Genomic DNA, 23,726 nt, shown 5'->3' with positions numbered 1-23,726 from the left:
GGGGAGTGGGGGACGTGGCCGGACGCGAGCGCGTCATGCGGATGTCGGTGGAGCTGCCGCTGTGGCGGGCGCTCGCCGGCTACCGCGTGCTGACCATGCTGTACGCCATCGGCCTGTGCGCCAGCGCGTACTCCCACTTCACCCGGCCCTGGCTCGCCGTCGCCTACTACACCGTCCTCGTCGGGTGGACCCTCGCCACCCTGTCCCTGGTGCGCAGCGCGGCCGCCTGCACCAAGCGCTTCCTGGCGGCCGACCTGGCCGTGGCCATGACCGGCATCCTGCTCACCCCGCTCGCCGACAACCACGAGCGGATCGCGGGCGGCGGCCCCACCCTGCCGTCGATATGGACCGCCGGTTCGGTGCTGGCCTTCGCGCTGAAGGGCGGCTGGCGCTGGGCCGCCGTCGCCTCCACGGCCGTCGCCGCAGTCAACCTGGTCGAGCGCGGCCACCCCGCCCGGGACACCGTGCACAACGTGATCCTCGTCTGGGTGGCCTCCATCGCCATCGGCTACGTCGTGGAGGTGGCCCGCGCCTCCGAGCGCACCCTCGCCCGCGCCCTGGAGATCGAGGCCGCCACCCGGGAGCGGGAGCGGCTGGCCCGGGACATCCACGACAGCGTGCTGCAGGTCCTGGCGATGGTGAAGCGGCGGGGCACGGCCCTCGGGGGCGAGGCGGCCGAGCTGGGCCGCCTCGCCGGGGAGCAGGAGGTGGCCCTGCGCACGCTGGTCTCCGGTGGTCTGGTGCCGGTGTCGCGGGTGTCGGAGGACGCGGCCGCCGGAGCCGTCGTACGGCTCGTCGAGGAGCCGGACGCGCGCGAACCGGCCGGCCCGGTCGATCTGCGTCTGCTGCTCGCCCCCTACGCGTGCGGCCGGGTGGGCCTCGCCGAGCCCGGCGCCCCGGTGGTGCTGCCGCCCGCCGCGGCCCGGGAGCTGGCCGCGGCGGTCGGGGCCGCCCTGGACAACGTGCGCCGGCACGTCGGCGAGGAGGCCCGGGCCTGGATCCTGGTCGAGGACGAACCGGACGAGATCATCGTGACCGTCCGCGACGACGGGCCCGGCATCCCCGAGGGCAGGCTCGCCCAGGCCGAGGGCGACGGCCGGCTCGGGGTGGCCCAGTCCATCCGTGGCCGGCTGCGCGACCTCGGCGGCAGCGCCGAGCTGATCTCCGTGCCCGGGCAGGGCACGGAAGTCGAACTGAAGGTACCGAAGGGCGCCGCAGGGGCGCGGGGGAAGAAGACGGAGCAACGATGACGCAGCAGCAGGACCCGATCCGGGTCATGGTGGTCGACGACCACCCCATGTGGCGCGACGCGGTCGCCAGGGACCTGGGCGAGTCCGGCTTCGAGGTGGTCGCCACCGCCGGCGACGGCGACCAGGCGGTCCGCCGCGCCAAGGCCGCAGGCCCCGACGTCCTCGTGCTGGACCTCAACCTGCCCGCCAAGCCCGGTGTCCAGGTCTGCAAGGAACTGGTCGCCCACAACCCGGCGTTGCGCGTCCTGGTGCTGTCCGCGAGCGGCGAGCACGCCGACGTCCTGGAGGCGGTCAAGTCCGGTGCCACCGGCTATCTGCTGAAGTCGGCCTCCACCGAGGAGTTGCTGGACGCGGTGCGCCGGACGGCCGTCGGCGACCCGGTGTTCACGCCCGGCCTCGCCGGACTGGTGCTCGGCGAGTACCGCCGGCTGGCCTCCGAGCCCGCGCCCGCCGCCGACGCCGACGAGCCCGGGGCGCCCCGGCTGACCGACCGGGAGACGGAGGTGCTGCGCCTGGTCGCCAAGGGTCTGAGCTACAAGCAGATCGCCGAACGCCTCGTCATCTCCCACCGCACGGTCCAGAACCACGTCCAGAACACCCTCGGCAAGCTCCAGTTGCACAATCGGGTCGAACTCGTCCGGTACGCGATAGAGCGCGGACTCGACGACGCGTAGGGCCATTGCGGCAATGCGGCGAAATCACCCTTCCTGCCTCTCCCGGTGTGACCTGAATCACCATTAGCGTGACCGATCGTCAGGCATACGCGGCGAAGGGACATTTCCATGCGGGTCGGAGTACTGACCGGAGGCGGCGACTGCCCCGGGCTCAACGCCGTCATCCGGGGCATCGTGCGCAAGGGCGTGCAGGAGTACGGCTACGACTTCGTCGGCTTCCGGGACGGCTGGCGGGGGCCCCTGGAGAACGACACGGTCCGCCTGGACATCCCCGCGGTGCGTGGCATCCTGCCCCGCGGCGGCACCATCCTCGGCTCCTCGCGGACCAACCCCCTCAAGACGGACGGCGGCATCCGCCGTGTCAAGGAGAACCTCGCCAAGCAGGAGGTGGAGGCCCTCGTCGTGATCGGCGGCGAGGACACCCTCGGCGTTGCCGCGCGGCTGTCCGACGAGTACGGCGTGCCCTGCGTCGGCGTCCCGAAGACCATCGACAACGACCTGTCCGCCACCGACTACACCTTCGGCTTCGACACCGCGGTCGGCATCGCCACGGAGGCCATCGACCGCCTGCACACCACCGCCGAGTCCCATATGCGGGTCCTGGTCTGCGAGGTGATGGGCCGTCACGCCGGCTGGATCGCCCTCCACTCGGGTCTCGCCGGTGGCGCCAACGTCATCCTCATCCCCGAGCAGCGCTTCGACCTCGACCAGGTGTGCGCCTGGATCACCTCCCGCTTCAAGGCGTCGTACGCCCCGATCGTCGTCGTCGCCGAGGGTGCCATGCCGAAGGACGGTCAAATGGTCCTCAAGGACGAGTCGCTGGACTCCTTCGGGCACGTCCGCCTCTCCGGGGTCGGCGAGTGGCTGGCCAAGGAGATCGAGAAGCGCACCGGCAAGGAGGCCCGCACCACGGTCCTCGGGCACATCCAGCGCGGCGGCACCCCCAGCGCCTTCGACCGCTGGCTCGCCACCCGCTTCGGTCTGCACGCGGTCGACTGCGTGCGCGACGGCGACTTCGGCAAGATGGTCGCCCTGCGCGGCACCGACATCGTCCGCGTCCCGATCGCCGAGGCCACGGCCAAACTGAAGACGGTCGACCCGAAACTCTACGAAGAGATCGGCGTCTTCTTCGGCTGAGCCGGGCGGCTTCATCGGCTGGGGCTGGAGGGCTCGTCCGGCTGGGGCGTCAGTGTCGTCTCGGGCTGGGATCGGGGGGCTTCGTGGCCGGCTTCTCGGCCGGACTGAGCCAGGTTTCCGGCCGGCGCCTCGGTGTCGTCGTCGGCCGGGACACGGGGCCGGGCGGGCGCTGGCCCCTGGCCCGAGGGGGCCGTATCCCTGGGTTCGAGGCTCCCGCCTCCCGGATCCGGGGCCTGTCCCCGCCCGGGGACGCCGGGTCGGGCGGGCCTTGGCCCCCCGGTCCGAGGGGGCCGCATCTCCCCGGGTCCGAGGCCCCCCAAGGCCCAAGGCCTGCCCCCCCGGGGCCCAGGCCGTGCGGCTGGGCCAGGGCATCGGCTTCGGTCGGGACGCCGGGGCCTTGGCCCGCGGGGATGCCCCGGCGTTCAGCTCGTGTGGGTTGTTTCGTGGAGGGTGAGGAGGAGGTCGCGGACGATGGTCGCTCCGGTCAGGGTCAGTACCGACTCCGGATGGAACTGCACGCCCGCGAACCCGGGGCCGCGCACCGCGTGGACCTCGCCGTCGTCCGAGCGACTCACCTCGACGCCGTGCGCGGCCAGTTCCCGGGCGGTCTCCTCGTCGCAGCGGGCCGTGAAGCTGTTGTAGAAGCCGACCGTCTCCGGCCGCCCGAACAGGTCGATCCGGGTCTGCGCCCCCTGGTACGGCACCCGCTTGCGCACCAGCTCGAGCCCCAGTTCGGCCGCGATCAGCTCGTGCCCCAGGCACACCCCGAGCACGCCGAAGCGGTGCTCCCGGACCACCGTGGCCGCGAGGTCGCGCAGGAACCGCATCTTCGGGTCGGCGAGGTCGCGGGGGTCACCCGGACCGGGCCCGAGCACGACCGGTCCCTCGTGCGCGAGCACCGCCTCCCGCAGCCCCGGCTCGTCGAAGCGCCGGACGGCCACCTCCAGGCCGGCCGAGCGCAGCACATGCGCCAGCATCGCCGTGAAGGTGTCCTCGCCGTCGACGACGAGCGCGCGGCCGGACAGCTCCCCGCCCCGCTCCTGCATCCGCAGCCAGAACGGCGCCAACGACGCCCGGCGCCCGTCCAGCGCGGCCCGCACCCGGGGGTCCTCGGCCAGTCGGGGCAGGTCCCGCTCCGGTCGCGGACGGGACGGCACCACCCCGAGCGCCGCGAGGACGCCCGCCGCCTTCGCGTGGGTCTCCGCCACCTCGCCCGCCGGGTCCGAGCCGCGCACCAGCGTCGCGCCGACCGGAACCCGCAGCCGGCCGCCGGCGTCGATGTCGGCGGTGCGGATCAGGATGGGGGAGTCGAGGGTCTGCGCGCCCCCGGGGTCCCGCCCGAGCAGCGCCAGCGCCCCCGCGTAGTAGCCCCGGCCGCCGACCTCGTGGCGTTCGATCACCCGGCACGCGTTCTGCACCGGAGACCCGGTGACCGTCGCCGCGAACATGGTCTCGCGCAGCACCTCCCGCGCGTCCAGCGAGGACTTCCCGCGCAGCTCGTACTCGGTGTGCGCGAGGTGCGCCATCTCCTTCAGCCGTGGACCGACGACGACCCCGCCCATGTCGCCGACGGTGCACATCATCTTCAGTTCCTCGTCGACGACCATGGACAGCTCCTCGACCTCCTTGCCGTCGGCGAGGAAGTCCAGCAGATGCCCGGGCGTCGGCCCCTCGGCGGGATAGCGGTACGTCCCGCTGATCGGGTTCATCACGACGGTCCCGCCGGACATCCGCACGTGCACCTCCGGGCTGGCGCCCACCAGCGTCCGGTCCCCGGTGTGCACCACGAACGTCCAGTACGCGCCCCGCTCCCCCGTCAGCAGCCGCCGGAACAGCGCGAGCGCGTCGGCACGGCCGAAGCCGGGGATCGCGCCCTCGAACGTCCGCCGGATCACGAAGTTCGCGCCTTCGCCCCGGCCGATCTCCTCCCGCAGCACCCGCCCGACGATCTCGCCGTACTCCTCGTCGCCGACGTCGAAGCCTCCGCCGCTCACCCGCACCTGGTGCGCGGGCAGCTGGGCGAGGGCGTCCGCGAGGGGCAGCGTGTGCGACTCCTCGGGGACCAGCACGGCAAGCGGCGTGCCGTCGTCGCGGACGTCGAAGCCGCGCTCGCGGATCTGCCGGAAGGGCACCAGTGCCAGGCCCTCGTCGGGCAGGTCGGCGAGCCGCTCGACCTCCGTGACGGGGCCGATCAGCAGCTCGATCACGTCCGCGGCGCGGCCGGGCGTGCGCCGGTGTAGCAGGGCGAAGGGTCGGGGGTCGTCGTGCAGGTCGCGCAGATGCATGGGGTCGGTTTCCTTCTCACTGGGAGGAACGACCCGGCCCCGAGAACGCCGAAGGCCGCCCCTCGGGCGGCCTTCGCGAAGTCGTGTGTGTACGCGCAGTCAGCGGGCCGCCGGATGAGCGGTCCACCACCACATGCGAGACGACGGCGCGAACATATCCCGAACCTTACCCGATGCCGCGTGAGGATACGATCACCGCTGCTTTGACATGTCCCGCTCGTCTTCTACGGAAGGTGCCATGGCACTCTCACGTGGTTCCAGGCTGCTGACCTGGATGGCCGCCACCGCGGCGCTGTTGACCGGTCTCACCGCGCAGCCCGCATCGGCGGTCGACTCGCCGACGATGACCAAGCTGTCGCTCGGCGCGGACCAGTTCAAATTGACCGACACCAGCTACGTCTCGGCCACGAACAAGCTGTACGGCACCCATCTCACCGACCACGCCGACCTCACGGACGTCGTCACCACCGACTACACCAAGAACTCCTCCGGTGCGACCGACCCCTGGCTGAACCTGCGCTCGATGCGTTCCTGCACCGGCACCGAGACCAAGGCGCTGCCCCCGGCGGGCACCACGACGGCCTGGTGCTGGTCCAACTCGCACACCGACGACACCAACCCGCACTGGTGGCCGCAGGGCCTGAGCACCACGGGCACCGCCGACGGCTCCGACGGCGCCATCCAGGGCCGGCACGTCGCGGCCGTCTCCTGGCATTACCGCACGCTCAGCCACGAGACGTCCGAGGGCTGCAAGACCAACAACCTGCTCAAGCTGACCCTGCTCGACCGGGACACCGGCAAGTACCGTCACGTCCTGCTCGCCGAGCCCACCAGTTCGGGTGACGACTTCAGCTTCGTCACCGGCCACGGCGGCGGCATCGTCTGGTACGCGAACTACATCTACGTCACCGACACCGCGCACGGCATCCGGGTCTTCGACATCAACAAGCTCGCCAAGGTCGACACCTACGGCTCCGGCGTGAGCACCTACGGAATCGACGGCGCGGGCCACTCCAGCGCCTGCGGCTACCCCTACGTGCTGCCCGAGGTCCACTACTACCAGCAGGCGGGCACGCCGTCCGACTGTTCGGGCGCCACCATCGACCCCGAGCAGCTGTGCTTCTCCTGGCTTTCGCTGGACAAGACCGGCGGCGGCCCCTTCAAGCTGGTCACCGGTGAGTGGCAGGGCTCGGTCGACGGCGCTCGCGTGGTGCGTTACCAGCTGAACCCGGCCAGCTCCGCCACCTATCCCGGGCTGCTCAACATGTCCGGCGGCAAGACCGTCATCCAGGACGCCTACGCGGCCTCCCGCTACCGGGGCCTGCAGGGCGGCATGACCTGGACCGACGCCCAGGGCGTGCTGAACTTCGCCTTCCACAAGGGGTGCGGCACCGTCCCCGGCGTGTACTCGCACACCTGGGTGGGCGACACCCGGGCCGCGACGACCTGCGCGAGCGGCGGCAACTGGGCGGCGGGCCCGCCCCAGGCCCTCAGCTACTGGCCGAAGCTCGACGCCACCCAGGTCGACGAGCTGTGGGGGCTGACCGAGGGCATCTGCGCCGGTAGCGACCTGACGGCGGCCCACTCCGAGTTCCTGCCGGCCTCGCCGGTGAGCGACAACGACGTGTGCAAGGGCTACACGGGGACGGACAACCTCTCCCTGCGCAGCGTCTTCGCCGTCGGATTCAACGACCCGGCCGTGCAGAACCTGCACTGACGCCCGGGAACGACGTGCCCCGGACGGGTCCGCCGCGCGCCGTGCGCGCGGCGGACCCGTCCGTCTCATCTTTTGAGCCGTGGCATGGGCGCCGACGGTGACCCCGTAATGTTGAGGGTGTGACCGTGAACGCAACCAGCGCCAACGCTGGCAACACCTGGCGAAACCTGCCCGCGGCGCAGCAGCCCGAGTACCCCGACCCCGAGGCTCTGCGCGCAGTGATCGCGGACCTCGAGTCGTATCCGCCGCTCGTCTTCGCGGGCGAGTGCGACCAGCTGCGCGCCCGCATGGCGGCCGTCGCCAAGGGAGAGGCGTTCCTCCTCCAGGGCGGCGACTGCGCCGAGGCCTTCGACGCGGTGTCCGCAGACCACATCCGTAACAAGCTCAAGACGCTGCTGCAGATGGGAGCGGTGCTCACCTACGCGGCCTCCGTGCCGGTGGTGAAGGTCGGCCGGATCGCGGGGCAGTACTCCAAGCCGCGTTCGAAGCCGACCGAGACCCGAGACGGCGTGACGCTCCCGGTCTACCGGGGCGACTCCGTCAACGGCTTCGACTTCACGGAGGCCAGCCGCTTTCCCGACCCGGAGCGGCTGAAGCGGATGTACAACGCCTCGGCGTCCACGCTGAACCTGGTGCGCGCCTTCACCACCGGTGGCTACGCCGACCTCCGGCAGGTGCACGCCTGGAACCAGGACTTCGTGCGGACCTCGCCGTCCGGCCAGCGCTACGAGCAGCTCGCGCGGGAGATCGACAACGCGCTGAACTTCATGCGGGCCTGCGGCACGGATCCGGAGGAGTTCAAGACCGTCGAGTTCTTCTCCTCGCACGAGGCGCTGCTGCTGGACTACGAGTCGGCGCTGACCCGGGTGGACTCGCGTACGGGCAAGCTGTACGACGTCTCCGCGCACATGGTGTGGATCGGTGAGCGCACCCGGCAGCTGGACGGCGCGCACATCGAGTTCGCCTCGAAGATCCGCAACCCCATCGGCATCAAGCTGGGCCCGACGACGACGGCCGAGCAGGCGCTGCAGTACATCGAGCGCCTGGACCCCGAGCGCGAGCCGGGCCGGCTGACCTTCATCGTCCGCATGGGTGCCGACAAGGTGCGCGACAAGCTGCCCGAACTGGTCGAGAAGGTCACCGCCTCCGGTGCGACCGTCGCCTGGATCACCGACCCGATGCACGGCAACACCTACGAGGCGGCCTCCGGGCACAAGACCCGGCGCTTCGACGACGTGCTCGACGAGGTCAAGGGCTTCTTCGAGGTCCACAAGGCGCTGGGCACCCACCCGGGCGGTATCCACGTGGAGCTGACCGGCGACGACGTCACCGAGTGCGTGGGCGGCGGCGACGAGATCTTCGTCGACGACCTGCACCAGCGCTACGAGACGGCCTGCGACCCCCGGCTGAACCGCAGCCAGTCGCTGGACCTGGCGTTCCTCGTGGCGGAGATGTACCGGGACCAGTGAGCCCCGGTGGGGCGCGGATCACAGACGATCCGCGCCCCTTTCTGCTTTCGCGGACCCCACCGGATAGGTAAGGTTAGGTTTGCCTCACCGGAAACGGGACGGCAATCAGCGACCCGGTCGGGAGGTGAGTCCGCGTGTACGTCTGCAGCTGCTTCGGTGTGACCGTGGCGCAGGTCAAGCAGCACGCGGAGGACGGCGCCTGTACACCGCGGCAGATCGCCTCGGCCTGCAAGGCCGGCACCGACTGCGGCGGCTGTGTGCGACGTATCCAGGCCCTGCTGGGCCGGGGCGCCTGTCCCCGCCGCGAGCAGGTCGACCAGCCCGCTGCGGCTCTCGCGCGGCTGGACGAAGCCGCCTAGCGGCGCCTGCCGTGCGGCAGCGCCCGCTCAGTGCGTGGAGAAGCCGCCGGTGCCCGGTCCCGAGGCGTCGGGCTGGTCCTGCTCGATCACGGTTGACAGGTAGAGCGCCTCGCCCAGTTTGTCCACCAGCTCCAGCTGGGTGTCCAGATAGTCGATGTGGTGCTCCTCGTCGGCCAGGATCGCCTCGAAGATGTTCGCCGACGTGATGTCGTTCTTGTCGCGCATCACCTGGACGCCTCGGCGCAGCCGGTCGATGGCCTCGACCTCGATCTGCCGGTCGGCCTGGAACATCTCGGTCACCGTCTGTCCGACCTGGACATGGAAGAGCCGCTGGTAGTTCGGCAGGCCGTCCAGCAGCAGGATGCGGTCGGTGAGCACCTCCGCGTGCCGCATCTCGTCGAACGACTCGGCCCGGGTGTACTTGGCGAGCCTCGACCACCCCTTGTGGTCCTGGAGCTTGGCGTGCAGGAAGTACTGGTTGATCGCGGTCAGCTCGGCGGTCAACTGCTCGTTGAGCAGTTCGATGACCTCGGGGTCGCCTTGCATGCGAGGGGCTCCTTCCGGGGCGACTGTCTGTCAGTCGGTAGCGCCGCATGATTTCACTGCCCGCGAAGATCGTCCAGTAAGCGCATACTTAGTAATTAAGTGGTGGCTTGCCCGAGTTGTCCCGACTCCTCGGGTGGTGGTCAGGGCATGGCCCGGATTCTGTCAGGATGGACGCATGGGTCGTCCGGTGGAGGGTGAGGCTGGAGCGGTGGCGGGGTCCGGGCTTCCGCCGGGGCAGCGGCTCCAGCGCGGCTGGCCGGTCACGCACTACGGACCCGTGCCGAGGTTCCGGCCCGAGCGCTGGGAGTTCCGGGTCTTCGGCGCCACCGCCGACGGCGGCAAGCGGACCTGGAGCCACGAGGAGTTCACGGCCCTGCCGTACACCACCGTGGTGGCCGATCTGCACTGCGTGACGAAGTTCAGCATGCTCGGCGCGGAGTGGGGAGGCGTCCCGGCCCGCGCGATCCTCGACCTGGCACCGCCGGCGCCGGATGTCACCCATGTGATGGTCTGGGCGGAGTACGGCTTCAGCTCGAACCTGCGCCTGTCGGACTTCGCCTCCGGCCGCACGGTCTTCGCCACCCACAAGGACGGCGAGCTGCTCACCGCCGAGCACGGTTTCCCGGTCCGTCTGATCGTGCCCCACCTGTACGCCTGGAAGGGCCCGAAGTGGGTGCGCGGCGTGGAGTACATGACCGCCGACCGCCGCGGCTTCTGGGAGGAACGCGGCTACCACAACATCGGCGACCCCTGGAAGGAACAGCGCTACTCCTACCAGGAGGAGCCCGGCGACGGCCCCGGACTCTGATCCCGGCCGGCCGGGAGGTGGCGGCGGTCGGGATCGTCCACCGGTGCGGCCGTGCTCTGCGAACGCCTCAGGAGTCCCGCAGTTCCTTCAGCCGCGTCACGTCGGCGGCATGTCCTTCCTTGCCGCCGGGCGTCTCGATGACCAGCGGGACACCCGCCGTCGCCGGGTGGGTCATCAGGGCGCGGAAGGGGTCCTCGCCGATGTGGCCGGCGCCGATGTTCTCGTGCCGGTCCTTGTGCGCCCCGGCCACGTCCTTGGAGTCGTTGGCGTGGATCAGCTTCAGCCGGCCCTCGCCGACCGTGTCCACCAGCAGGTCGAGGGTCTGGTGCATACCGCTCGGCCCGGTCAGATCGTGCCCGGCGGCGAAGACGTGGCAGGTGTCCAGGCAGACGCCCAGCTTCGGGTGGGCGTCCAGCGCCGCGAAGTACGGCCCGAAGTCCCAGGTCCGCGAGCACAGCGAGGCACCCTGCCCGGCGGTCGACTCCAGCAGCAGGAACGGGTCGTCCTCGTGGGTCAGCTCGTCGAGCAGCGGCAGCAGATGCTCCCGCACCTGCTTCAGCGCCACCTCCCGCGCCCGCCCGCCGGTCGCGCTGCCGGTGTGCACGACCACGCCCAGCGCGCCGATCTCCCGGCCGCGCCGCAGCGAGTGCCGCAGGGATTCCACGGACCGCTCGACGGTCGCCTCGGTGTGCGAGCCGAAGTTGATCAGATAAGGGGCGTGCACATACGCCGGGATCGACTCCGCGGCGCACGCCTCCCGGAACGCCTCGTCCTGGCGCGGGTTCCCGGCCGGTGTCGCCCAGCCGCGCGGATTGGCGACGAAGACCTGCACGGTCTCCGCCTTCAGTTCGCGGGCGTAGGACAGGCCCACGGAATGCAGACCGCCGGCCACCGGGACATGACCGCCCACGGGGTTGCGGAGCGGGAAGGACTGAACGGGACTCACCCGTTCAGGGTGTCATGTCCGCCCCGGCCGCCGGACCACGGTCCCCGGTGAGCCCCGTCACCGGATGGTGATCGTGATCGTCGACCCCTTGGGTGCCCTCTTGCCGCCCGGCACCGACTGCTTCTTCACGGTGTCGCCGAACAACCCGAGCAGCCCGCGGTCCTCGTCGACCTCGAAGCCGGCCCCTTCCAGGGCGGCGTGGGCGTCGTCCACGCTGTCGCCGACCACGTCCGGCACCTCGACCATCTCGGGACCCCTGGACAGCGTCAGCGTCACCGTGTCGCCCTCGGCCGCCTCGCTGCCGTCGCGCGGGCTCTGCGTGGCGACCTCGCCCTTGTCGAACTCCGAGTCGACCCGTCCGGTGGCGATCTTCACCTTCAGTCCGGCGTCCGCCAGCTCCTGCCGGGCGCTGTCCGGGTCGTCGCCGGTGACGTCCGGCACGTCGACGGGCCGGCCCTTGCTGACGGTCAGCGCGATCGCCGAACCGGCGTGCCGCTCGGTGCCCGTACGCGGCGTGGTGGAGATCACCGAGCCGCCCGACACGTCCTCGCTGAACGCCCGGGTGACCATGCCCGGCTCCAGCCCGGCCGCCTTCAGCCGCGCCCGCGCCTTGGCGAGCGGCTGTCCCGTCACATCCGGCACCTTCACCGTCTGCGGTCCCAGCGAGACGGTCAGGGCCACCGAGTCGTGGTCCCGGATGCGGGAGCCGGGCGCCGGATCGGCGCTGACGACGGTGCCGCGCTCGATGGTGTCGCTGTACGCCCGCCTGACCCGCCCGACGTCCAGCCCGGCCGCCTCCAGCCGCTGCCGCGCCTGCGCCTCCGTCTTGGCCAGCAACGGGGGGACCTTCGTGAACTGGCCGGAGTTGATGTACCAGACCCCGGCGCCCACGCCGAACACCACCAGCAGGGCCGCGACCACCGCCAGCACCGCACGACGGGGACGCGCGGGCCGCCGCCGGTCGAGGCCGGGCGGGCTCTGCAACCGGGTGGTGCGGTGGACACCGTCCGGGGCCGGGTCCGCGTCCACGGGCAGCGCCCGCGGGACGGTCGGGGAGCGCGGTATCACGCTCGTACGGTCCTCGGCCCCGTCATGCTCCGCGGACAGCGCTTGCGGCGGCAGCGCGTCCAGCTGCGCGTCGGTCAGTGCCCCGCGCGCCTCGCGGACCTGGCCGAGCAGTGCCACCGCGTCGTGCGGGCGGATGCCGGGGTCGCGGGCGGTGGCCGAGGCGACCAGTTCGTCCAGCTGGTAGGGCAGGGCGGGCACGAGGGCCGAGGGCGGGGGCACGTCCTCGTGTATGTGCCGGTAGAGCACCTGGGCCGGGGAGTCCCCGGCGTGGGGTTTGCCGCCGGTCAGCATCTCGTAGAGCACGACACCGCACGCGTACACGTCCACGCGTGGATCGGTGGTGCCCTGCTCTATCTGCTCGGGCGCGAGGTACGACACGGTCCCGAGCACGGCACCCGTCGTACTGGTCACGGTGTCCACCGAGCGCACCAGCCCGAAGTCGGCGACCTTCACCCGCCCGTCGTCCCCTATCAGGACGTTCTCGGGCTTCATGTCCCGGTGCACGAAACCGGCCCGGTGCGCGGCGCCGAGCGCGGCGAGCACCGGCTCCAGGATGTCCAGCGCGGCCCGCGGCTGCAGCGCGCCCCGCTCGCGCAGCACGTCCCTCAGGGTGCACCCGGCGACGTACTCCATCGCCAGGTACACATACGACCCGTCGGCGCCCTGGTCGAAGACCTGCACCACGTTGGGGTGGTCCAGCCGGGCGACGGACTTCGCCTCCCGGATGAACCGCTCGACGAAGGCCCCGTCGCCCGCGAGCGCCGGGTGCATCACCTTCAGCGCGAGCACACGGTCCAGGCGGGTGTCCAGGGCCCGGTAGACCGTGGCCATCCCGCCGGCCGCGATCCGCGCGTCCACGCGGTACCGGCCGTCGAGCAGCTGCCCGACGAGGGGGTCCTGAAGGGTCGTATCCACGCAGGGGAGTCTACGAGGGACGACCGACACTCCCGTCTCCCGTGTCCTGACCGGGACGCAATGCAGCAGAGCTGTGACCGTCGTGCGACCCGCCGGAGGGGAAGGCGGGACGCTCGGGGTCCAGCCGGGCGCGCCCCTCGGTGGGGGAGGAGGCCTCGGCGAAGTGGCGGCGCGGGATGCGCCCCGCCAGCCGCGCCAGCCGGCCCGCCTCCACCGCGTGCCGCATGGCCGTGGCCATGGTCTGCGGCTCCTGTGCCCGGGTGACGGCCGAGGCGAGCATCACCCCGGCGCACCCCAGCTCCATCGCCAGCGCCACGTCGGAGGCCGTACCGGCACCCGCGTCGAGGATCACCGGCACGCGCGCGTGCTCCACGATCAGCTGGAAGTTGTGCGGGTTGCGGATGCCGAGCCCCGACCCGATCGGCGAGCCCAGCGGCATCACCGCCGCACAGCCGACATCCTCCAGCTTCCTCGCGAGGACCGGGTCGTCGTTGGTGTACGGCAGCACCGTGAACCCGTCGTCCACCAGCGTCTCCGCCGCGTCCAGCAGCTCGATCGGGTCGGGCAGCAGCGTCCGCTCGTCGGCGATGACCTCCAGCTTGATCAGATCCGTGCCCAGCGCCTCCCGGGCCAGCCGGGCGGTCAGCACGGCCTCCCCGGCGGTGAAGCAGCCCGCGGTGTTCGGCAGCACCCGGATGCCGAGGCGCTCCAGCACCGACAGCACCGAGCCGTGCACGGAAGGGTCCACCCGCCGCATCGCGACCGTCGTCAGCTCCGTGCCGGAGGCGATCAGGGCCCGCTCCAGCACCTCCAGGCTGGGCGCACCGCCCGTACCCATGATCAGCCGGGACGTGAAGGGCACTGTGCCGAGGACGAAGGGATCGTCGGCCATGATCAGCCTCCTTGGACGGCGGTGAGGACTTCGACGCGGTCACCCTCGGCGAGCGCGGTGGCCGCCCACCGGGTGCGCGGGACGACGGTCTCGTTGACGGCGGCCGCCACCCCGGAGGGCGCCGCGGTGAACGTCTCGACGAGGGAGTCGAGCGCGGTGCCCGGGGCGATGTCCCGGCGCTCGCCGTTGACGGAGATGGTGACGGTGGGGGTCATGCGGGCTGCTCCACGGTGCGGGCGGACGGCTCCGGCGGCAGGACGCCGAAGCGCCGCGGGGTGAACGGGCGGGCTTCCTCGGGAACGTCACCGGTCGTCAGCGCGTGCGCCAGCACGTCCCCGGTGATCGGGGTGAGCAGCACCCCGTTGCGGTAGTGCCCGGTGGCCAGCAGCAGCCCGTCCAGGCCGGACGGGCCGAGCAGCGGAGCGTTGTCGGGCGAGCCGGGGCGCAGCCCGGCGCGGGTCTCGGTGAGTGGCAGCTCGGTGATGCCGGGCACCAGCTCGTGGGCGTCGCGCAGCAGCTCGTACACACCGCCGGCGGTGACCGTCGTGTCCCAGCCCAGCTCCTCGCTGGTCGCGCCGACGACCAGTTCACCGTTCTCCCGGGGCACCAGGTAGACGTGGCTGCCGCGGACCACGGCCCGCACGGTACGGCTCAGGAACGGCGCGAAGCGGCCGGGCACGGTCAGCCGGAGCACCTGCCCCTTCACCGGCCGCACCGGCGGCACCAGCGCCGGCGGCAGACCCGCGAGCCGTCCGCTCATGCTGCCGGCGGCGAGGACGACCTGGCCGGCGCGCAGCTCGGTGCCGTCCGCCGTGGTGACGCCGGCGGCCCGGCCCCCGACGACGTCGAGCCGTTCGGCCCACGTCCGGTGGAACACCACTCCGGCGCGCTCGCACGCGCTCACCAGGGCCGCGGCCAGCCGCCGGGGGTCGATCTGGTGGTCGCCGTCGACCCGCAGGCCGCCGCGCACCCCGGGCGCCAGCATCGGCTCCAGCCGCCGGCACTCCCGCCCCGAGAGCCACTCCGCCGAGAGGCCCGAGCGCTGCTGGAGGGCGTGCAGCTCGCGCAGATGGGCGCGGTCGTCGGTGTCGAGCGCGACCGCGAGGGTGCCGCAACGGCGGTACCCGAGCTCCTGGCCGGTCAGTTCGGTCAGCTCGGCCGCGAAGTCCGGATAGCGGCGGGCCGATTCCAGGTTGAGGGCGAGCAGCCGCTCCTCGCCGTAGTGCAGCTCGGTGACCGCGGCCAGCATCCCCGCCGCGACCTGGGCGGCCCCGCCGCCGGGCTCGGGATCGGCCACGGCCGTGGCGAGCCCGCGCTGCGCCGCGCGCCAGGCGGTGACCAGGCCGATGATTCCGCCCCCGATGACGAGGACGTCGGACGTACGTGACGACATGGGCGTCCAGCCCCTCCCTTCGCCGGCATGACCCGGATCAGGTTCGTACGGTCGGAGGCCGCCAGCCTCCCTCTCAGCCCGGTGCGTCCGGGCTCCCGCGAGTGCTTGTACGGTGACCAGCCTAGCCCGCGGCGCTCGCCACCCAGAAGGGAGCCCCTCATGACCCGCTCGCTCGACGGCCTCGTCCTCGCCCCGGTCGCCGACCAGGCGCCGGGACAGGTGGGCACCCGCACCCGGTTCGCCTACCACGAGCGGGACGGCGAGGTCTGGGCCGAGTACGCGGGCGGTGACGTGGTGCGCGGCCATCTGGTCGGCACCCGCGCGGGCGACCTGCTGGACTTCCGGTACGTGCAGCTCAAGACCGACGGAACGACGTCCTCGGGGCACTGCCTCTCGCGGGTCGTCGAGCTTCCGGACGGCCGGGTGCGCCTGGAGGAGGACTGGCGGTGGGAGTCCCAGGCCGGTGCCGGGACGAGCGTTGTGGAGCAGGTCACCGAGCACGCCCCCTGACTGACAGAGCGTCACGTGTCTATGGTGATCGAGTGAGCGAGCAGACAGCGGGACAGGCCACGTCACCGACGCGGCGCGTGGTCGTGGTGGGCGCGGGCATGGCCGGGGTGCAGACCGCGGTCGCCCTGCGGGAACAGGGCTTCCGGGGCGCGGTGACCGTCATCGGCGCCGAACCGCACCAGCCGTACGACCGGCCGCCGCTGTCGAAGGCGGTGCTGCTCGGCAAGGCCGAGGACTCCGCCTTCGACGTGGACTTCGAGTCGCTCGGCGTCGAGCTGCGGCTCGGCTGCGAGGTCTTCGCGCTGCGCCTGGCCGAGCGCGAGCTGGACACCGAGGCCGGGCCGGTGCCCTACGACGTCCTGGTCCTGGCCACCGGCGCCGAGCCGATCACCCTGCCGGGCACCGAGGGCGTGCCCGGCGTGCATCTGCTGCGCACCCTGGACGACGCGGAACGACTGCGCCCGGTGCTCGAACGGCAGCACGACATCGTGGTCGTCGGTGCCGGCTGGATCGGCGCGGAGTTCGCCACGGCGGCCCGGCAGGCGGGCTGTGCGGTGACCGTCCTCGAGGCCGCCGGCCGGCCGCTCGCGGGGGTGCTGCCCGCGGAGGTGGCCGCACCCATGGCCGCCTGGTACGCCGACAGCGGAGCCGTACTGCGCACCGACGCGCGCGTGGAGCACGTCGAGTCCGGCGCGGTGGTGCTCGCCGACGGCACCCGGCTGCCCGCGGGCGCCGTCGTCGTCGGCATCGGCGCCCGCCCCGCCACCCGGTGGCTGGCCGGATCCGGCATCGAGCTGGGCGCGCACGGCGAGGTCCTCGCCGACGCCCGGCTGCGCACCGGCGCCGAGGACGTGTACGCCGTCGGAGACTGCGCCTCCTTCCCCTCGGCGCGTTACGGCGAACGGCTGCTCGTCCACCACTGGGACAACGCCCTGCAGGGCCCCCGCACGGTCGCCGCGAACATCCTCGGCGAGACCTCGTCCGTCTACGACCCGGTGCCGTATTTCTGGTCCGAGCAGTTCGGCCGCTTCGTCCAGTACGCCGGCCACCACGCCGGGGCCGACCGGCTGGTGTGGCGCGGCGACCCCGCGGGTCCGGCCTGGGCGGTGTGCTGGCTGCGGGACGGCCGGCTGGTGGCCCTGCTGGCCGTGGGCCGGCCCCGGGACCTGGCCCAGGGCCGGCGACTGATCGAGGCGGGCCGGCCGATGGACGCCGCGGCGCTGGCCGACCCGGCCAGGCCGCTGAAGGCCGCCACCGCCGACTAGGGACCCCGCCGTGGGCCCGGCGGACGTCCCCGGGTGGACCCGCCTGGCTTCCGACTGTCGGTGGGGGATGGCAGGCTAGATGCCGTGACCGAGATTGACACCAAGATCGACGCTCTCGTCCCCGCCTGGCTCACCCTCCCCGACATCGCCGAACAGCTCGATGTCGAGGTGACGCGTGTGCGGCAGCTGGTCAAGGACGGCCAGCTCATCGCCGTACGCCGAGGTGAGAACCGGGCGCTGCACGTCCCCGCCGCCTTCATCGACGGGGACAAGGTCGTCAAGGGCCTGTCCGGGACCCTGACCCTGCTGCGGGACGACGGCTTCACCGACGAAGAGATGATCGAGTGGCTCTTCACCCCCGACCCGACCCTGCCGGGCACGCCCGCGCAGGCCCTGAGCGAGAATCGCGGCACGGAGGTGAAGCGCCGCGCCCAGGCGCTCGCCGTCTGAGCCAGGCCGCGTAGCGAGGCGGCGTGCGGTCCCGAACCCGCACGCCGCCCACCGAACCATCAGCTCTACCGATCACGGGGGACCCGCGCATGTCCGACACCGCCCGCGCCGCGCTCGCCGACGCCCGCCTGTATCTGTGCACGGACGCGCGCAGGCGCCAGGGCGACCTCGCCGAGTTCCTGGACGCGGTCCTGGCCGGCGGGGTCGACATCGTGCAGTTGCGCGACAAGGGCATGGAGGCCGCCGAGGAGCTGGAGCACCTGCGGGTCTTCGCCGACGCCTGCGCCCGGCACGGCAAACTGCTCGCGGTCAACGACCGGGCGGACGTCGCCCACGCCGCCCGCGCCGGGGTGCTGCACCTCGGCCAGGGGGACCTTCCGGTCCCCGCGGCCCGGGCGATCCTCGGCGACGACGTCCTGATCGGCCGCTCCACGCATGCCGAGCAGGAGGCCGCCGCGGCCGCCGTCCAGGAGGGCGTGGACTACTTCTGCACCGGCCCGTGCTGGCCGACCCCCACCAAGCCGGGCCGGCACGCGCCCGGCCTCGACCTGGTCCGCCACACGGCCGGGCTGGGCACCGACCGCCCCTGGTTCGCCATCGGCGGCATCGACCTGGGCAACCTGGACGAGGTGCTGGACGCCGGTGCCCGCCGGGTGGTCGTCGTCCGCGCCGTCACCGAGGCGGAGGACCCGGGCGCCGCGGCGGCGGAGTTCGCCAAGCGGCTGCGGGAGGCCCGCTAGCCGTCCGGCCCGTGAGCGGCCACCCGACCGCCGGCCTCGTGGCCCGCCGGTCGGGGCCGGTTGTCCACCCACTGGACGGGAATCCGACAATTCGGGCAAATTTCCGCTGTCTGGTTGGGAGACCGGCCGCCCGTGGCTAACCTGCGGGTATGGCCCTCGGAACCGCATCCACCAGGACTGATCGCGCACGGACCGTGCGTGACATCCTGGCCGCCGGCAAGGCGACGTACTCCTTCGAGTTCTCCGCGCCGAAGACCCCCAAGGGTGAGCGGAACCTGTGGAGCGCGCTCCGGCGGGTCGAGGCGGTCGCCCCGGACTTCGTCTCCGTGACCTACGGTGCCGGCGGTTCCACCCGGGCGGGCACGGTCAGGGAGACCCAGCAGATCGTCGCCGACACCACGCTCACCCCGGTCGCCCACCTCACCGCGGTCGACCACTCCGTCGCCGAACTGCGCAACATCATCGGCCAGTACGCGGACGCCGGCATCCGCAACATGCTCGCCGTCCGCGGCGACCCGCCCGGCGACCCGATGGGCGCCTGGGTGCCGCACCCCCGCGGCCTGACCTACGCGGCCGAACTCGTCCGGCTCATCAAGGAGTCGGGCGACTTCTGCGTGGGTGTGGCGGCGTTCCCGGAGATGCACCCGCGCTCCGCCGACTGGGACACCGACGTCGCCCACTTCGTGGACAAGTGCCGCGCGGGCGCCGACTACGCCATCACACAGATGTTCTTCCAGCCGGAGTCGTATCTGCGGTTGCGCGACCGCGTGGCGGCGGCGGGCTGCGACACCCCGGTCATCCCCGAGGTCCTGCCGGTCACCAGCGTGAGGATGCTGGAACGGCTGCCGAAGCTCAGCAACGCCGTGGTCCCGGATGCCCTGAAAGAGCGGATCCTGACAGCGAAGGACGATCCGGCGGCGGTACGCTCCATCGGTATCGAGTTCGCCACCGAGTTCTGCGCGCGGCTGCTGGCCGAGGGAGTGCCCGGACTGCACTTCATCACGCTCAACAACTCCACGGCGACCCTGGAAATCTACGAGAACCTGGGCCTGCACCACCCCCCGCAGGCCTAGACCGGCCGCACCGCGATAGGACACACTGCGTAGCGGTTACTGGGAGAGGGGCGTACATGGGCTGGACGGTCCTCTACATCGCGTTCGGCGGCGTCGCACTGTGGTTGCTGGGCGAGGTGCTGCTGCAGTACAAGGCGCGCCTGCGCTGGCGGCTGCTGGCCTTCGGCGGCTTCGTCGGTGTCGTGCTCGGCGTGCTGATCCCCTCCGTCATCGTCATCGGACTGGGCGCGATCGCCTTCGCCGTCGGGCAGACCTACGTCACGCTGTCGTTCCGCCGGGGCTTCGCCGCCGGCTGGGCGGTCAAGCGCCCCGAGGCCGAGACCGGCGGCGGCAGCAAGCGCCGCCGCGGCAGGGCCGAGCGCCAGGACCCGGTACCGGACGCAGCGGAACCGCGGGCCGCCGGTCCGGACGACGACGCCCGGGACATTCAGGACGTCAACGCCGCCTACGCCTCCGAGCAGGGCGACTACGACGACTACGACCGCGACGACGTCTTCACCCCCGTCCGGTCCGCCGAGCCCGGCGCCGCCGAGACGACCGCCGTCTACGAGCCGCAGCCGCTGCCCGACGACACCGGCAACTACGGCGTCTACGGCGACACGGCCTACGCGGCCGCCGCCCAGGCCCCGGGGGGCGAACAGCAGGGCTACGCCTACGACTACTCCGGCCAGGGCCGGCAGTCCTACGGCTACGACACCCCGGACCAGCAGGCCTACGCCAACTACTCCGACCCGTACATCGGCGCCCAGTCCTACGGCGGCGCCTACGACAACGGCTACGGACAGCAGCAGTACGGCCAGCAGGGCTACACCCAGGACCCGTATGCCACCGGCGGGTACGGCGAGACCCCCGCCGCCGGCGTATGGGTGCCGCAGCAGCGCACCGACGAGGCCTACGGCGGCGAACTCCCGCAGGAGCAGCCGTATCCCTACCAGGGCGGCGGTCAGCAGCCGCAGTCCGGCGCCGGGTACGACGAGCAGTACCGCTTCTGAGGCACCGGTCCCAGGCTCACCGCGAGCCGCTGAACTCCGGCCCCTCCACGATCAGTCCGGCCACCAGCGCCCCCGACATGCCCGCGTGCGGCAGCCCGCCACCGGGGTGGGACCAGCCGCCGACCGAGAACAGACCGGGCAGCGCCGTGGTGTTGGCCGGGTGCAGCACACCCCCCGGTGCGGCGAGCGCGGGCGGCGGAACCGCCCCGCCCGTGGCACCCGTCTCCCGCTCGGTGTCCAGCGGGGTGCGGACCTCGCGCCACAGCACCCGCTCGCGAAGCCCCGGCACGGCCCGCTCGGCGGCGGCCACCATCCGGTCCGCGACGGCGTCCGCGGCGCCCGGCGCGGACCAGTCGTACTCCGCCGCCGAGGGCACCGTCGCCGTCAGCACCATCGACTCGTGCCCCCCGTCGGGACGCAGGGCGGGATCGTCCGGCCGGTCCACGAGCACCGTCGGCGGCTCGGGCAGCACCCCGTGCCGGAATCGCTCCAGCTCGGCGCCGCCGTCGGACGAGTGCACCACCGTGCGGTGCGGGACACCGGGCTCCGGCGCGCCGCGCAGCGCCAGGCACACCACCGCCCGTCCCGGACAGCGGCCCTCCGGCACCGCGGGCACGTCCCGCTCGCCGTACAGCGGCCCGCCGTCCACCAGGGAACCCAGCCGCCAGGGGCCCGTACCGACGACGAAGTCCGCCTCGGCCACCGTGCCCCCGGCCAGCTCCACCCCGGCCGCCCGGTCGTCCTTGCGCAGCACCCGGACGACCTCGGCGCCGAAGACGAACTCCACCCGCCGCTGAAGGCACCGCTCGTACACCGCGCGCGCCAGCTCGCGGATCCCGCCGCGCACGTACCAGGTGCCGAAGGCGTGCTCCATGTACGGCAGTACGGCCGCGCTCGCCGGCGCGGTCGCGGGATCGACGCCGTAGGCGAGCGCGTAACCGTCCAGCAGCTGGGCCAGCCGGGGGTCGCGCAGTTCCCAGGCCCCGATCCGGGACAGCGTGTCCGCGCGCCGCGTGCGCAGCAGCCGCTTGTTCGCGACGGCGGGATACGGCTCCTTCCCAGCCAGCACGTCCCAGTTGGGCCACAGCGGCTCCTCCAGCAGCGGCCGGCGGGTGCGGTCCCACGCCTCGCGGGCCCGCACCAGGAAGTCGCCCCAGCGCTCGCCCGCCCCCGCGCCCAGCGCCTCGTCAAGGGCCGTGACCACACCCGCGCGCGAGGCGTTCGGCAGCACCACCGCGGTGCCGTCCGCGAAGACGTGCCGCGCGGCCGGGTCGACCTGGACCAGCTCGACGCGGTCCTCCAGCGGCTCCTTGCCGGTCTTGAGGAACAGATCCCGGTACACGGCGGGCAGGGTCAGCAGCCCCGGCCCGGTGTCGAAGGCGAACCCGCCCCGCTCGAACCGGCGCACCGCACCGCCGTACGTCTCCGTGCGCTCGTACACCGTCACCCGGTGGCCCGCGACGGCCAGCCGGGCAGCGGCCGCCATCGCGCCCGTCCCGGCGCCGATCACCGCAATCCGTGCCATGCCGCGACTCTATCGACCACCACCGACAATCCCGTCGGCGGGCGGCCGCGCCGCAGGTCAGGGGCCGCGCGAGGCCAGGCGCCGCTCCTCGCGCCGCTGGGCCCTGCGGCGCAGGAAGCGCCGGATGCGCGAAACGAGGAACGCCAGCGCCAGCAGCCCGCCGAGCAGCAGCACGCCCGCGACGACCGCCGCCGCCACCGGATGGAACATCGCGAACGACACGACGGCGCCCACCCCGAGGTCCTCGGCGGCGCTCAGCACGAAGTTGCTGACCGGCTCCGGCGAGGTGTTGACCGCCATCCGCGTCCCGGCCTTGACGGTATGGCTGGCCAGGGCCGTCGAACCGCCGACCAGACCGGCCGCCACGTCCGAGAGCGAGCCGCTCTGCCCGGCGAGCAGCGCACCGACCCAGGCGCCCGCGAGCGGCCGCACCACCGTGTGCACCGAGTCCCACGCCGAGTCGACGTAGGGGATCTTGTCGGCGACCGCCTCGCACAGGAACAGCACGCCCGCGACGATCAGCACCTCCGGGCGCTGCAAGGTCTGCGGAATGTCGTCGTTCACCCCCGTCACACCGAACAGGCCGAGCAGCAGCACCACCGCGTACGCGTTGATACCGCTGGCCCAGCCGCTGGTGAAGACGAGAGGGAGTACGGACACGGACGCGATCGTAGCCAGTGGGCGGCCCGCCGTCCCCCTCCCGCGCGCGGAGGGCTGAGTACCCGTACTCAGACGGCGAGATGAGTACGCGCGCGGATGGCCCGCGGGCCCCGCGCAGGAGAAGGTGGAGCCACGGCAGGGGGCGCGGGCCGGAACCGCCGGCACGGGGCGGCGGAACGGCGCCCGCCCGCCGGTCGCTCCTTCCGCCGCCCGGTCGGCGGAAGCGAGACACGGGGGACTCCGGGGCCGACCACCACGGAGGCCGCACGGGGGGTCCCGTACGGGGGAGTACGGGAGGGAAACAGGGGGGCGGGGAACGGAAAGGCGCCGGTCCGGCAACGGACCGGCGCCTTCCCGTGCTCCCGGACGGTGTCCCGGTACTCAGACCCGGCCGCTGACCCGGCCCTGGAGCAGCCGGGACAGGGCCGCGTGGACGTCGTCCAGGGAACGCTCCGGCTGGAAGGACTGCCAGTCGAGCGCGGCCACCAGCACCATGCCGACCAGCGCGGCAGCCGTCAGCTGTACGTCGATCTCGTCGCTGAACTCGCCGGCCGCGACCCCGTCGCGCAGCACCCCCTCGACCACCGCGACGGCCTCCTGCCGGACCACCATCAAGGTGGACTGCCAGGCCCGGTTGGTGCGCCACAGCTCGGCCACGTACAGCTGGGTGAAGGCCGGATAGCGGTCGATGAAGACCAGGCCCGCGCGGATCATCGCGTCCAGCGCGTCCACCTTGCCGCCGCCCTCGCGGGCCGTACGCTCGGCCGCCTCCCGCAAGGAGGCGGTGAGCAGCCCCACGCCATGCCTGAGCAACTCCTCGAAGAGGACCGACTTGCTCGCGAAGTTGTAGTAGACCGTGCCCTTCGCGACCCCGGCCCGCTCGGCGATCTCGTCCACCGTGGTCGCGGAGAAACCCTGTTCGGCGATGAGCGTGACGGCCGCCTCGTAGAGCTTCTGCCGGGTGGCCTCACGGCGCGTGCTGCCGCCGGACCTGGCACTGCTGCGTTCCATGGCCCCGATTGTCACAGGTACGCGCGCGTGCCGCGGCGCCC

23 protein-coding genes, 1 pseudogene and 1 riboswitch are annotated in these 23,726 nt (G+C 72.6%); of the genes and pseudogenes, 13 read left to right on the top strand and 11 right to left on the bottom strand.

Going from position 1 to position 23,726, the window contains the following annotated elements; genetic code table 11:
- Positions 1-14 precede the first annotated feature (14 nt).
- The 3 genes from macS to ACIBA9_RS13980 all read left to right on the top strand — a co-directional run bounded on the left by macS (position 15) and on the right by ACIBA9_RS13980 (position 3,061).
- Positions 15-1,250 carry a MacS family sensor histidine kinase gene (gene macS / locus ACIBA9_RS13990; RefSeq protein ID WP_399362683.1) on the top strand — a complete coding sequence of 412 codons (1,236 nt, stop codon included), beginning with the start codon at positions 15-17 and terminating at the stop codon, positions 1,248-1,250.
- Positions 1,247-1,924 (top strand): response regulator, encoded by a 678-nt coding sequence (locus ACIBA9_RS13985; protein ID WP_399362681.1) that lies wholly within the window; start codon positions 1,247-1,249, stop codon positions 1,922-1,924. The genes macS and ACIBA9_RS13985 overlap by 4 nt, the downstream gene beginning before the upstream one ends.
- 108 nt (positions 1,925-2,032) lie before the next feature.
- Complete coding sequence (locus tag ACIBA9_RS13980) at positions 2,033-3,061, top strand: 6-phosphofructokinase (protein WP_362154017.1); 1,029 nt, start codon at positions 2,033-2,035, stop codon at positions 3,059-3,061.
- Positions 3,062-3,483: 422 nt separating this feature from the next.
- On the opposite strand, the gene ACIBA9_RS13975 is transcribed toward ACIBA9_RS13980, so the two are convergent.
- The gene (locus ACIBA9_RS13975; protein WP_399362679.1) at positions 3,484-5,346 is read right to left on the bottom strand and encodes an anthranilate synthase family protein; all 1,863 of its coding nucleotides are present in this window, start codon (positions 5,344-5,346) and stop codon (positions 3,484-3,486) included.
- Positions 5,347-5,445: 99 nt separating this feature from the next.
- Positions 5,446-5,502 carry a trp operon leader peptide gene (locus ACIBA9_RS13970; RefSeq protein ID WP_362154162.1) on the bottom strand — a complete coding sequence of 19 codons (57 nt, stop codon included), beginning with the start codon at positions 5,500-5,502 and terminating at the stop codon, positions 5,446-5,448.
- 82 nt (positions 5,503-5,584) lie between these two features.
- On the opposite strand from ACIBA9_RS13970, the gene ACIBA9_RS13965 reads away from it, so the two are divergent.
- The 3 genes from ACIBA9_RS13965 to ACIBA9_RS13955 all read left to right on the top strand — a co-directional run bounded on the left by ACIBA9_RS13965 (position 5,585) and on the right by ACIBA9_RS13955 (position 8,891).
- Positions 5,585-7,063 carry a hypothetical protein gene (locus ACIBA9_RS13965; protein ID WP_399362677.1) on the top strand — a complete coding sequence of 493 codons (1,479 nt, stop codon included), beginning with the start codon at positions 5,585-5,587 and terminating at the stop codon, positions 7,061-7,063.
- A gap of 119 nt (positions 7,064-7,182) precedes the next feature.
- Complete coding sequence (locus tag ACIBA9_RS13960; RefSeq protein ID WP_362154010.1) at positions 7,183-8,532, top strand: class II 3-deoxy-7-phosphoheptulonate synthase; 1,350 nt, start codon at positions 7,183-7,185, stop codon at positions 8,530-8,532.
- A 134-nt stretch (positions 8,533-8,666) separates the two neighbouring features.
- Positions 8,667-8,891 (top strand): bacterioferritin-associated ferredoxin, encoded by a 225-nt coding sequence (locus tag ACIBA9_RS13955; RefSeq protein WP_399362674.1) that lies wholly within the window; start codon positions 8,667-8,669, stop codon positions 8,889-8,891.
- Positions 8,892-8,918: 27 nt separating this feature from the next.
- On the opposite strand, the gene bfr is transcribed toward ACIBA9_RS13955, so the two are convergent.
- Positions 8,919-9,437: a bacterioferritin gene (gene bfr / locus ACIBA9_RS13950; protein WP_362154004.1), complete on the bottom strand. Its 519-nt coding sequence runs from the start codon at positions 9,435-9,437 to the stop codon at positions 8,919-8,921.
- A gap of 175 nt (positions 9,438-9,612) precedes the next feature.
- Between bfr and ACIBA9_RS13945 the strand changes: the two genes are divergently transcribed.
- A complete protein-coding gene (locus tag ACIBA9_RS13945; RefSeq protein WP_399362672.1) occupies positions 9,613-10,245 on the top strand; it encodes a sulfite oxidase-like oxidoreductase in 633 nt (210 codons plus the stop codon).
- Between the two features lie 67 nt (positions 10,246-10,312).
- Here ACIBA9_RS13945 and ACIBA9_RS13940 read toward each other — a convergent pair whose 3' ends face one another.
- The 5 genes and pseudogenes from ACIBA9_RS13940 to thiO form a co-directional block, all read right to left on the bottom strand.
- On the bottom strand, positions 10,313-11,191 hold the full coding sequence (locus ACIBA9_RS13940; RefSeq protein ID WP_399362670.1) for a deoxyribonuclease IV: 879 nt from the start codon (positions 11,189-11,191) through the stop codon (positions 10,313-10,315).
- Positions 11,192-11,248: 57 nt separating this feature from the next.
- Entirely contained in the window at positions 11,249-13,174 is a 1,926-nt protein-coding gene (pknB, locus tag ACIBA9_RS13935) for a Stk1 family PASTA domain-containing Ser/Thr kinase (RefSeq protein ID WP_399362668.1), read from the bottom strand.
- A 100-nt stretch (positions 13,175-13,274) separates the two neighbouring features.
- A pseudogene (locus ACIBA9_RS13930) lies at positions 13,275-14,066 on the bottom strand (thiazole synthase); the annotation flags it as partial.
- A 2-nt stretch (positions 14,067-14,068) separates the two neighbouring features.
- A complete protein-coding gene (thiS, locus tag ACIBA9_RS13925; protein ID WP_362153997.1) occupies positions 14,069-14,281 on the bottom strand; it encodes a sulfur carrier protein ThiS in 213 nt (70 codons plus the stop codon).
- Positions 14,278-15,459 (bottom strand): glycine oxidase ThiO, encoded by a 1,182-nt coding sequence (gene thiO, locus ACIBA9_RS13920; RefSeq protein WP_399362666.1) that lies wholly within the window; start codon positions 15,457-15,459, stop codon positions 14,278-14,280. Before thiO ends, thiS begins: the two co-directional genes overlap by 4 nt.
- Positions 15,457-15,568: riboswitch (TPP riboswitch) on the bottom strand. It overlaps the preceding gene by 3 nt.
- Positions 15,569-15,618: 50 nt before the next feature.
- On the opposite strand from thiO, the gene ACIBA9_RS13915 reads away from it, so the two are divergent.
- The 6 genes from ACIBA9_RS13915 to ACIBA9_RS13890 all read left to right on the top strand — a co-directional run bounded on the left by ACIBA9_RS13915 (position 15,619) and on the right by ACIBA9_RS13890 (position 20,489).
- Positions 15,619-15,969, top strand: coding sequence for a hypothetical protein (locus ACIBA9_RS13915; protein ID WP_399362664.1), 351 nt, complete (start codon positions 15,619-15,621; stop codon positions 15,967-15,969).
- 32 nt (positions 15,970-16,001) lie between these two features.
- The gene (locus ACIBA9_RS13910; protein ID WP_399362662.1) at positions 16,002-17,234 is read left to right on the top strand and encodes an NAD(P)/FAD-dependent oxidoreductase; all 1,233 of its coding nucleotides are present in this window, start codon (positions 16,002-16,004) and stop codon (positions 17,232-17,234) included.
- Positions 17,235-17,318: 84 nt separating this feature from the next.
- A complete protein-coding gene (locus ACIBA9_RS13905) occupies positions 17,319-17,684 on the top strand; it encodes an Rv2175c family DNA-binding protein (protein ID WP_362153986.1) in 366 nt (121 codons plus the stop codon).
- Between the two features lie 89 nt (positions 17,685-17,773).
- Positions 17,774-18,424, top strand: coding sequence for a thiamine phosphate synthase (thiE, locus tag ACIBA9_RS13900; protein WP_362153983.1), 651 nt, complete (start codon positions 17,774-17,776; stop codon positions 18,422-18,424).
- Positions 18,425-18,573: 149 nt separating this feature from the next.
- Positions 18,574-19,497 (top strand): methylenetetrahydrofolate reductase [NAD(P)H], encoded by a 924-nt coding sequence (gene metF, locus ACIBA9_RS13895; protein WP_399362659.1) that lies wholly within the window; start codon positions 18,574-18,576, stop codon positions 19,495-19,497.
- A gap of 56 nt (positions 19,498-19,553) precedes the next feature.
- On the top strand, positions 19,554-20,489 hold the full coding sequence (locus tag ACIBA9_RS13890; protein WP_399362657.1) for a hypothetical protein: 936 nt from the start codon (positions 19,554-19,556) through the stop codon (positions 20,487-20,489).
- A gap of 16 nt (positions 20,490-20,505) precedes the next feature.
- Here the strand turns inward: ACIBA9_RS13890 and ACIBA9_RS13885 are convergent, their stop codons facing one another.
- From ACIBA9_RS13885 to ACIBA9_RS13875, 3 genes are all read right to left on the bottom strand, one after another.
- Entirely contained in the window at positions 20,506-22,014 is a 1,509-nt protein-coding gene (locus ACIBA9_RS13885) for a phytoene desaturase family protein (protein ID WP_399362655.1), read from the bottom strand.
- A 57-nt stretch (positions 22,015-22,071) separates the two neighbouring features.
- Positions 22,072-22,674: a DUF4126 domain-containing protein gene (locus ACIBA9_RS13880; RefSeq protein ID WP_399362653.1), complete on the bottom strand. Its 603-nt coding sequence runs from the start codon at positions 22,672-22,674 to the stop codon at positions 22,072-22,074.
- Positions 22,675-23,055: 381 nt separating this feature from the next.
- Complete coding sequence (locus ACIBA9_RS13875; protein WP_362153969.1) at positions 23,056-23,685, bottom strand: TetR/AcrR family transcriptional regulator; 630 nt, start codon at positions 23,683-23,685, stop codon at positions 23,056-23,058.
- Positions 23,686-23,726 lie beyond the last annotated feature (41 nt).

It is taken from the genome of Streptomyces sp. NPDC051452 (genome assembly GCF_044454765.1).
Classification (GTDB): domain Bacteria; phylum Actinomycetota; class Actinomycetes; order Streptomycetales; family Streptomycetaceae; genus Streptomyces.
The sequence above is the reverse complement of the archived record's forward strand: the minus strand, read 5'-3'. Positions and strand labels throughout refer to the sequence as shown.

What these genes read in the sequence shown, in the direction of transcription:
- metF (WP_399362659.1), top strand. Translation starts at nt 18,574, where the DNA reads ATGGCCCTCGGAACCGCATCCACCAGGACTGATCGCGCACGGACCGTG.
- ACIBA9_RS13965 (WP_399362677.1), top strand. Translation starts at nt 5,585, where the DNA reads ATGGCACTCTCACGTGGTTCCAGGCTGCTGACCTGGATGGCCGCCACC.
- ACIBA9_RS13915 (WP_399362664.1), top strand. Translation starts at nt 15,619, where the DNA reads ATGACCCGCTCGCTCGACGGCCTCGTCCTCGCCCCGGTCGCCGACCAG.
- ACIBA9_RS13875 (WP_362153969.1), bottom strand. Translation starts at nt 23,685, where the DNA reads ATGGAACGCAGCAGTGCCAGGTCCGGCGGCAGCACGCGCCGTGAGGCC.
- ACIBA9_RS13975 (WP_399362679.1), bottom strand. Translation starts at nt 5,346, where the DNA reads ATGCATCTGCGCGACCTGCACGACGACCCCCGACCCTTCGCCCTGCTA.
- thiO (WP_399362666.1), bottom strand. Translation starts at nt 15,459, where the DNA reads ATGTCGTCACGTACGTCCGACGTCCTCGTCATCGGGGGCGGAATCATC.
- ACIBA9_RS13945 (WP_399362672.1), top strand. Translation starts at nt 9,613, where the DNA reads ATGGGTCGTCCGGTGGAGGGTGAGGCTGGAGCGGTGGCGGGGTCCGGG.
- ACIBA9_RS13885 (WP_399362655.1), bottom strand. Translation starts at nt 22,014, where the DNA reads ATGGCACGGATTGCGGTGATCGGCGCCGGGACGGGCGCGATGGCGGCC.
- thiE (WP_362153983.1), top strand. Translation starts at nt 17,774, where the DNA reads ATGTCCGACACCGCCCGCGCCGCGCTCGCCGACGCCCGCCTGTATCTG.
- ACIBA9_RS13980 (WP_362154017.1), top strand. Translation starts at nt 2,033, where the DNA reads ATGCGGGTCGGAGTACTGACCGGAGGCGGCGACTGCCCCGGGCTCAAC.
- ACIBA9_RS13985 (WP_399362681.1), top strand. Translation starts at nt 1,247, where the DNA reads ATGACGCAGCAGCAGGACCCGATCCGGGTCATGGTGGTCGACGACCAC.
- bfr (WP_362154004.1), bottom strand. Translation starts at nt 9,437, where the DNA reads ATGCAAGGCGACCCCGAGGTCATCGAACTGCTCAACGAGCAGTTGACC.
- thiS (WP_362153997.1), bottom strand. Translation starts at nt 14,281, where the DNA reads ATGACCCCCACCGTCACCATCTCCGTCAACGGCGAGCGCCGGGACATC.
- ACIBA9_RS13890 (WP_399362657.1), top strand. Translation starts at nt 19,554, where the DNA reads ATGGGCTGGACGGTCCTCTACATCGCGTTCGGCGGCGTCGCACTGTGG.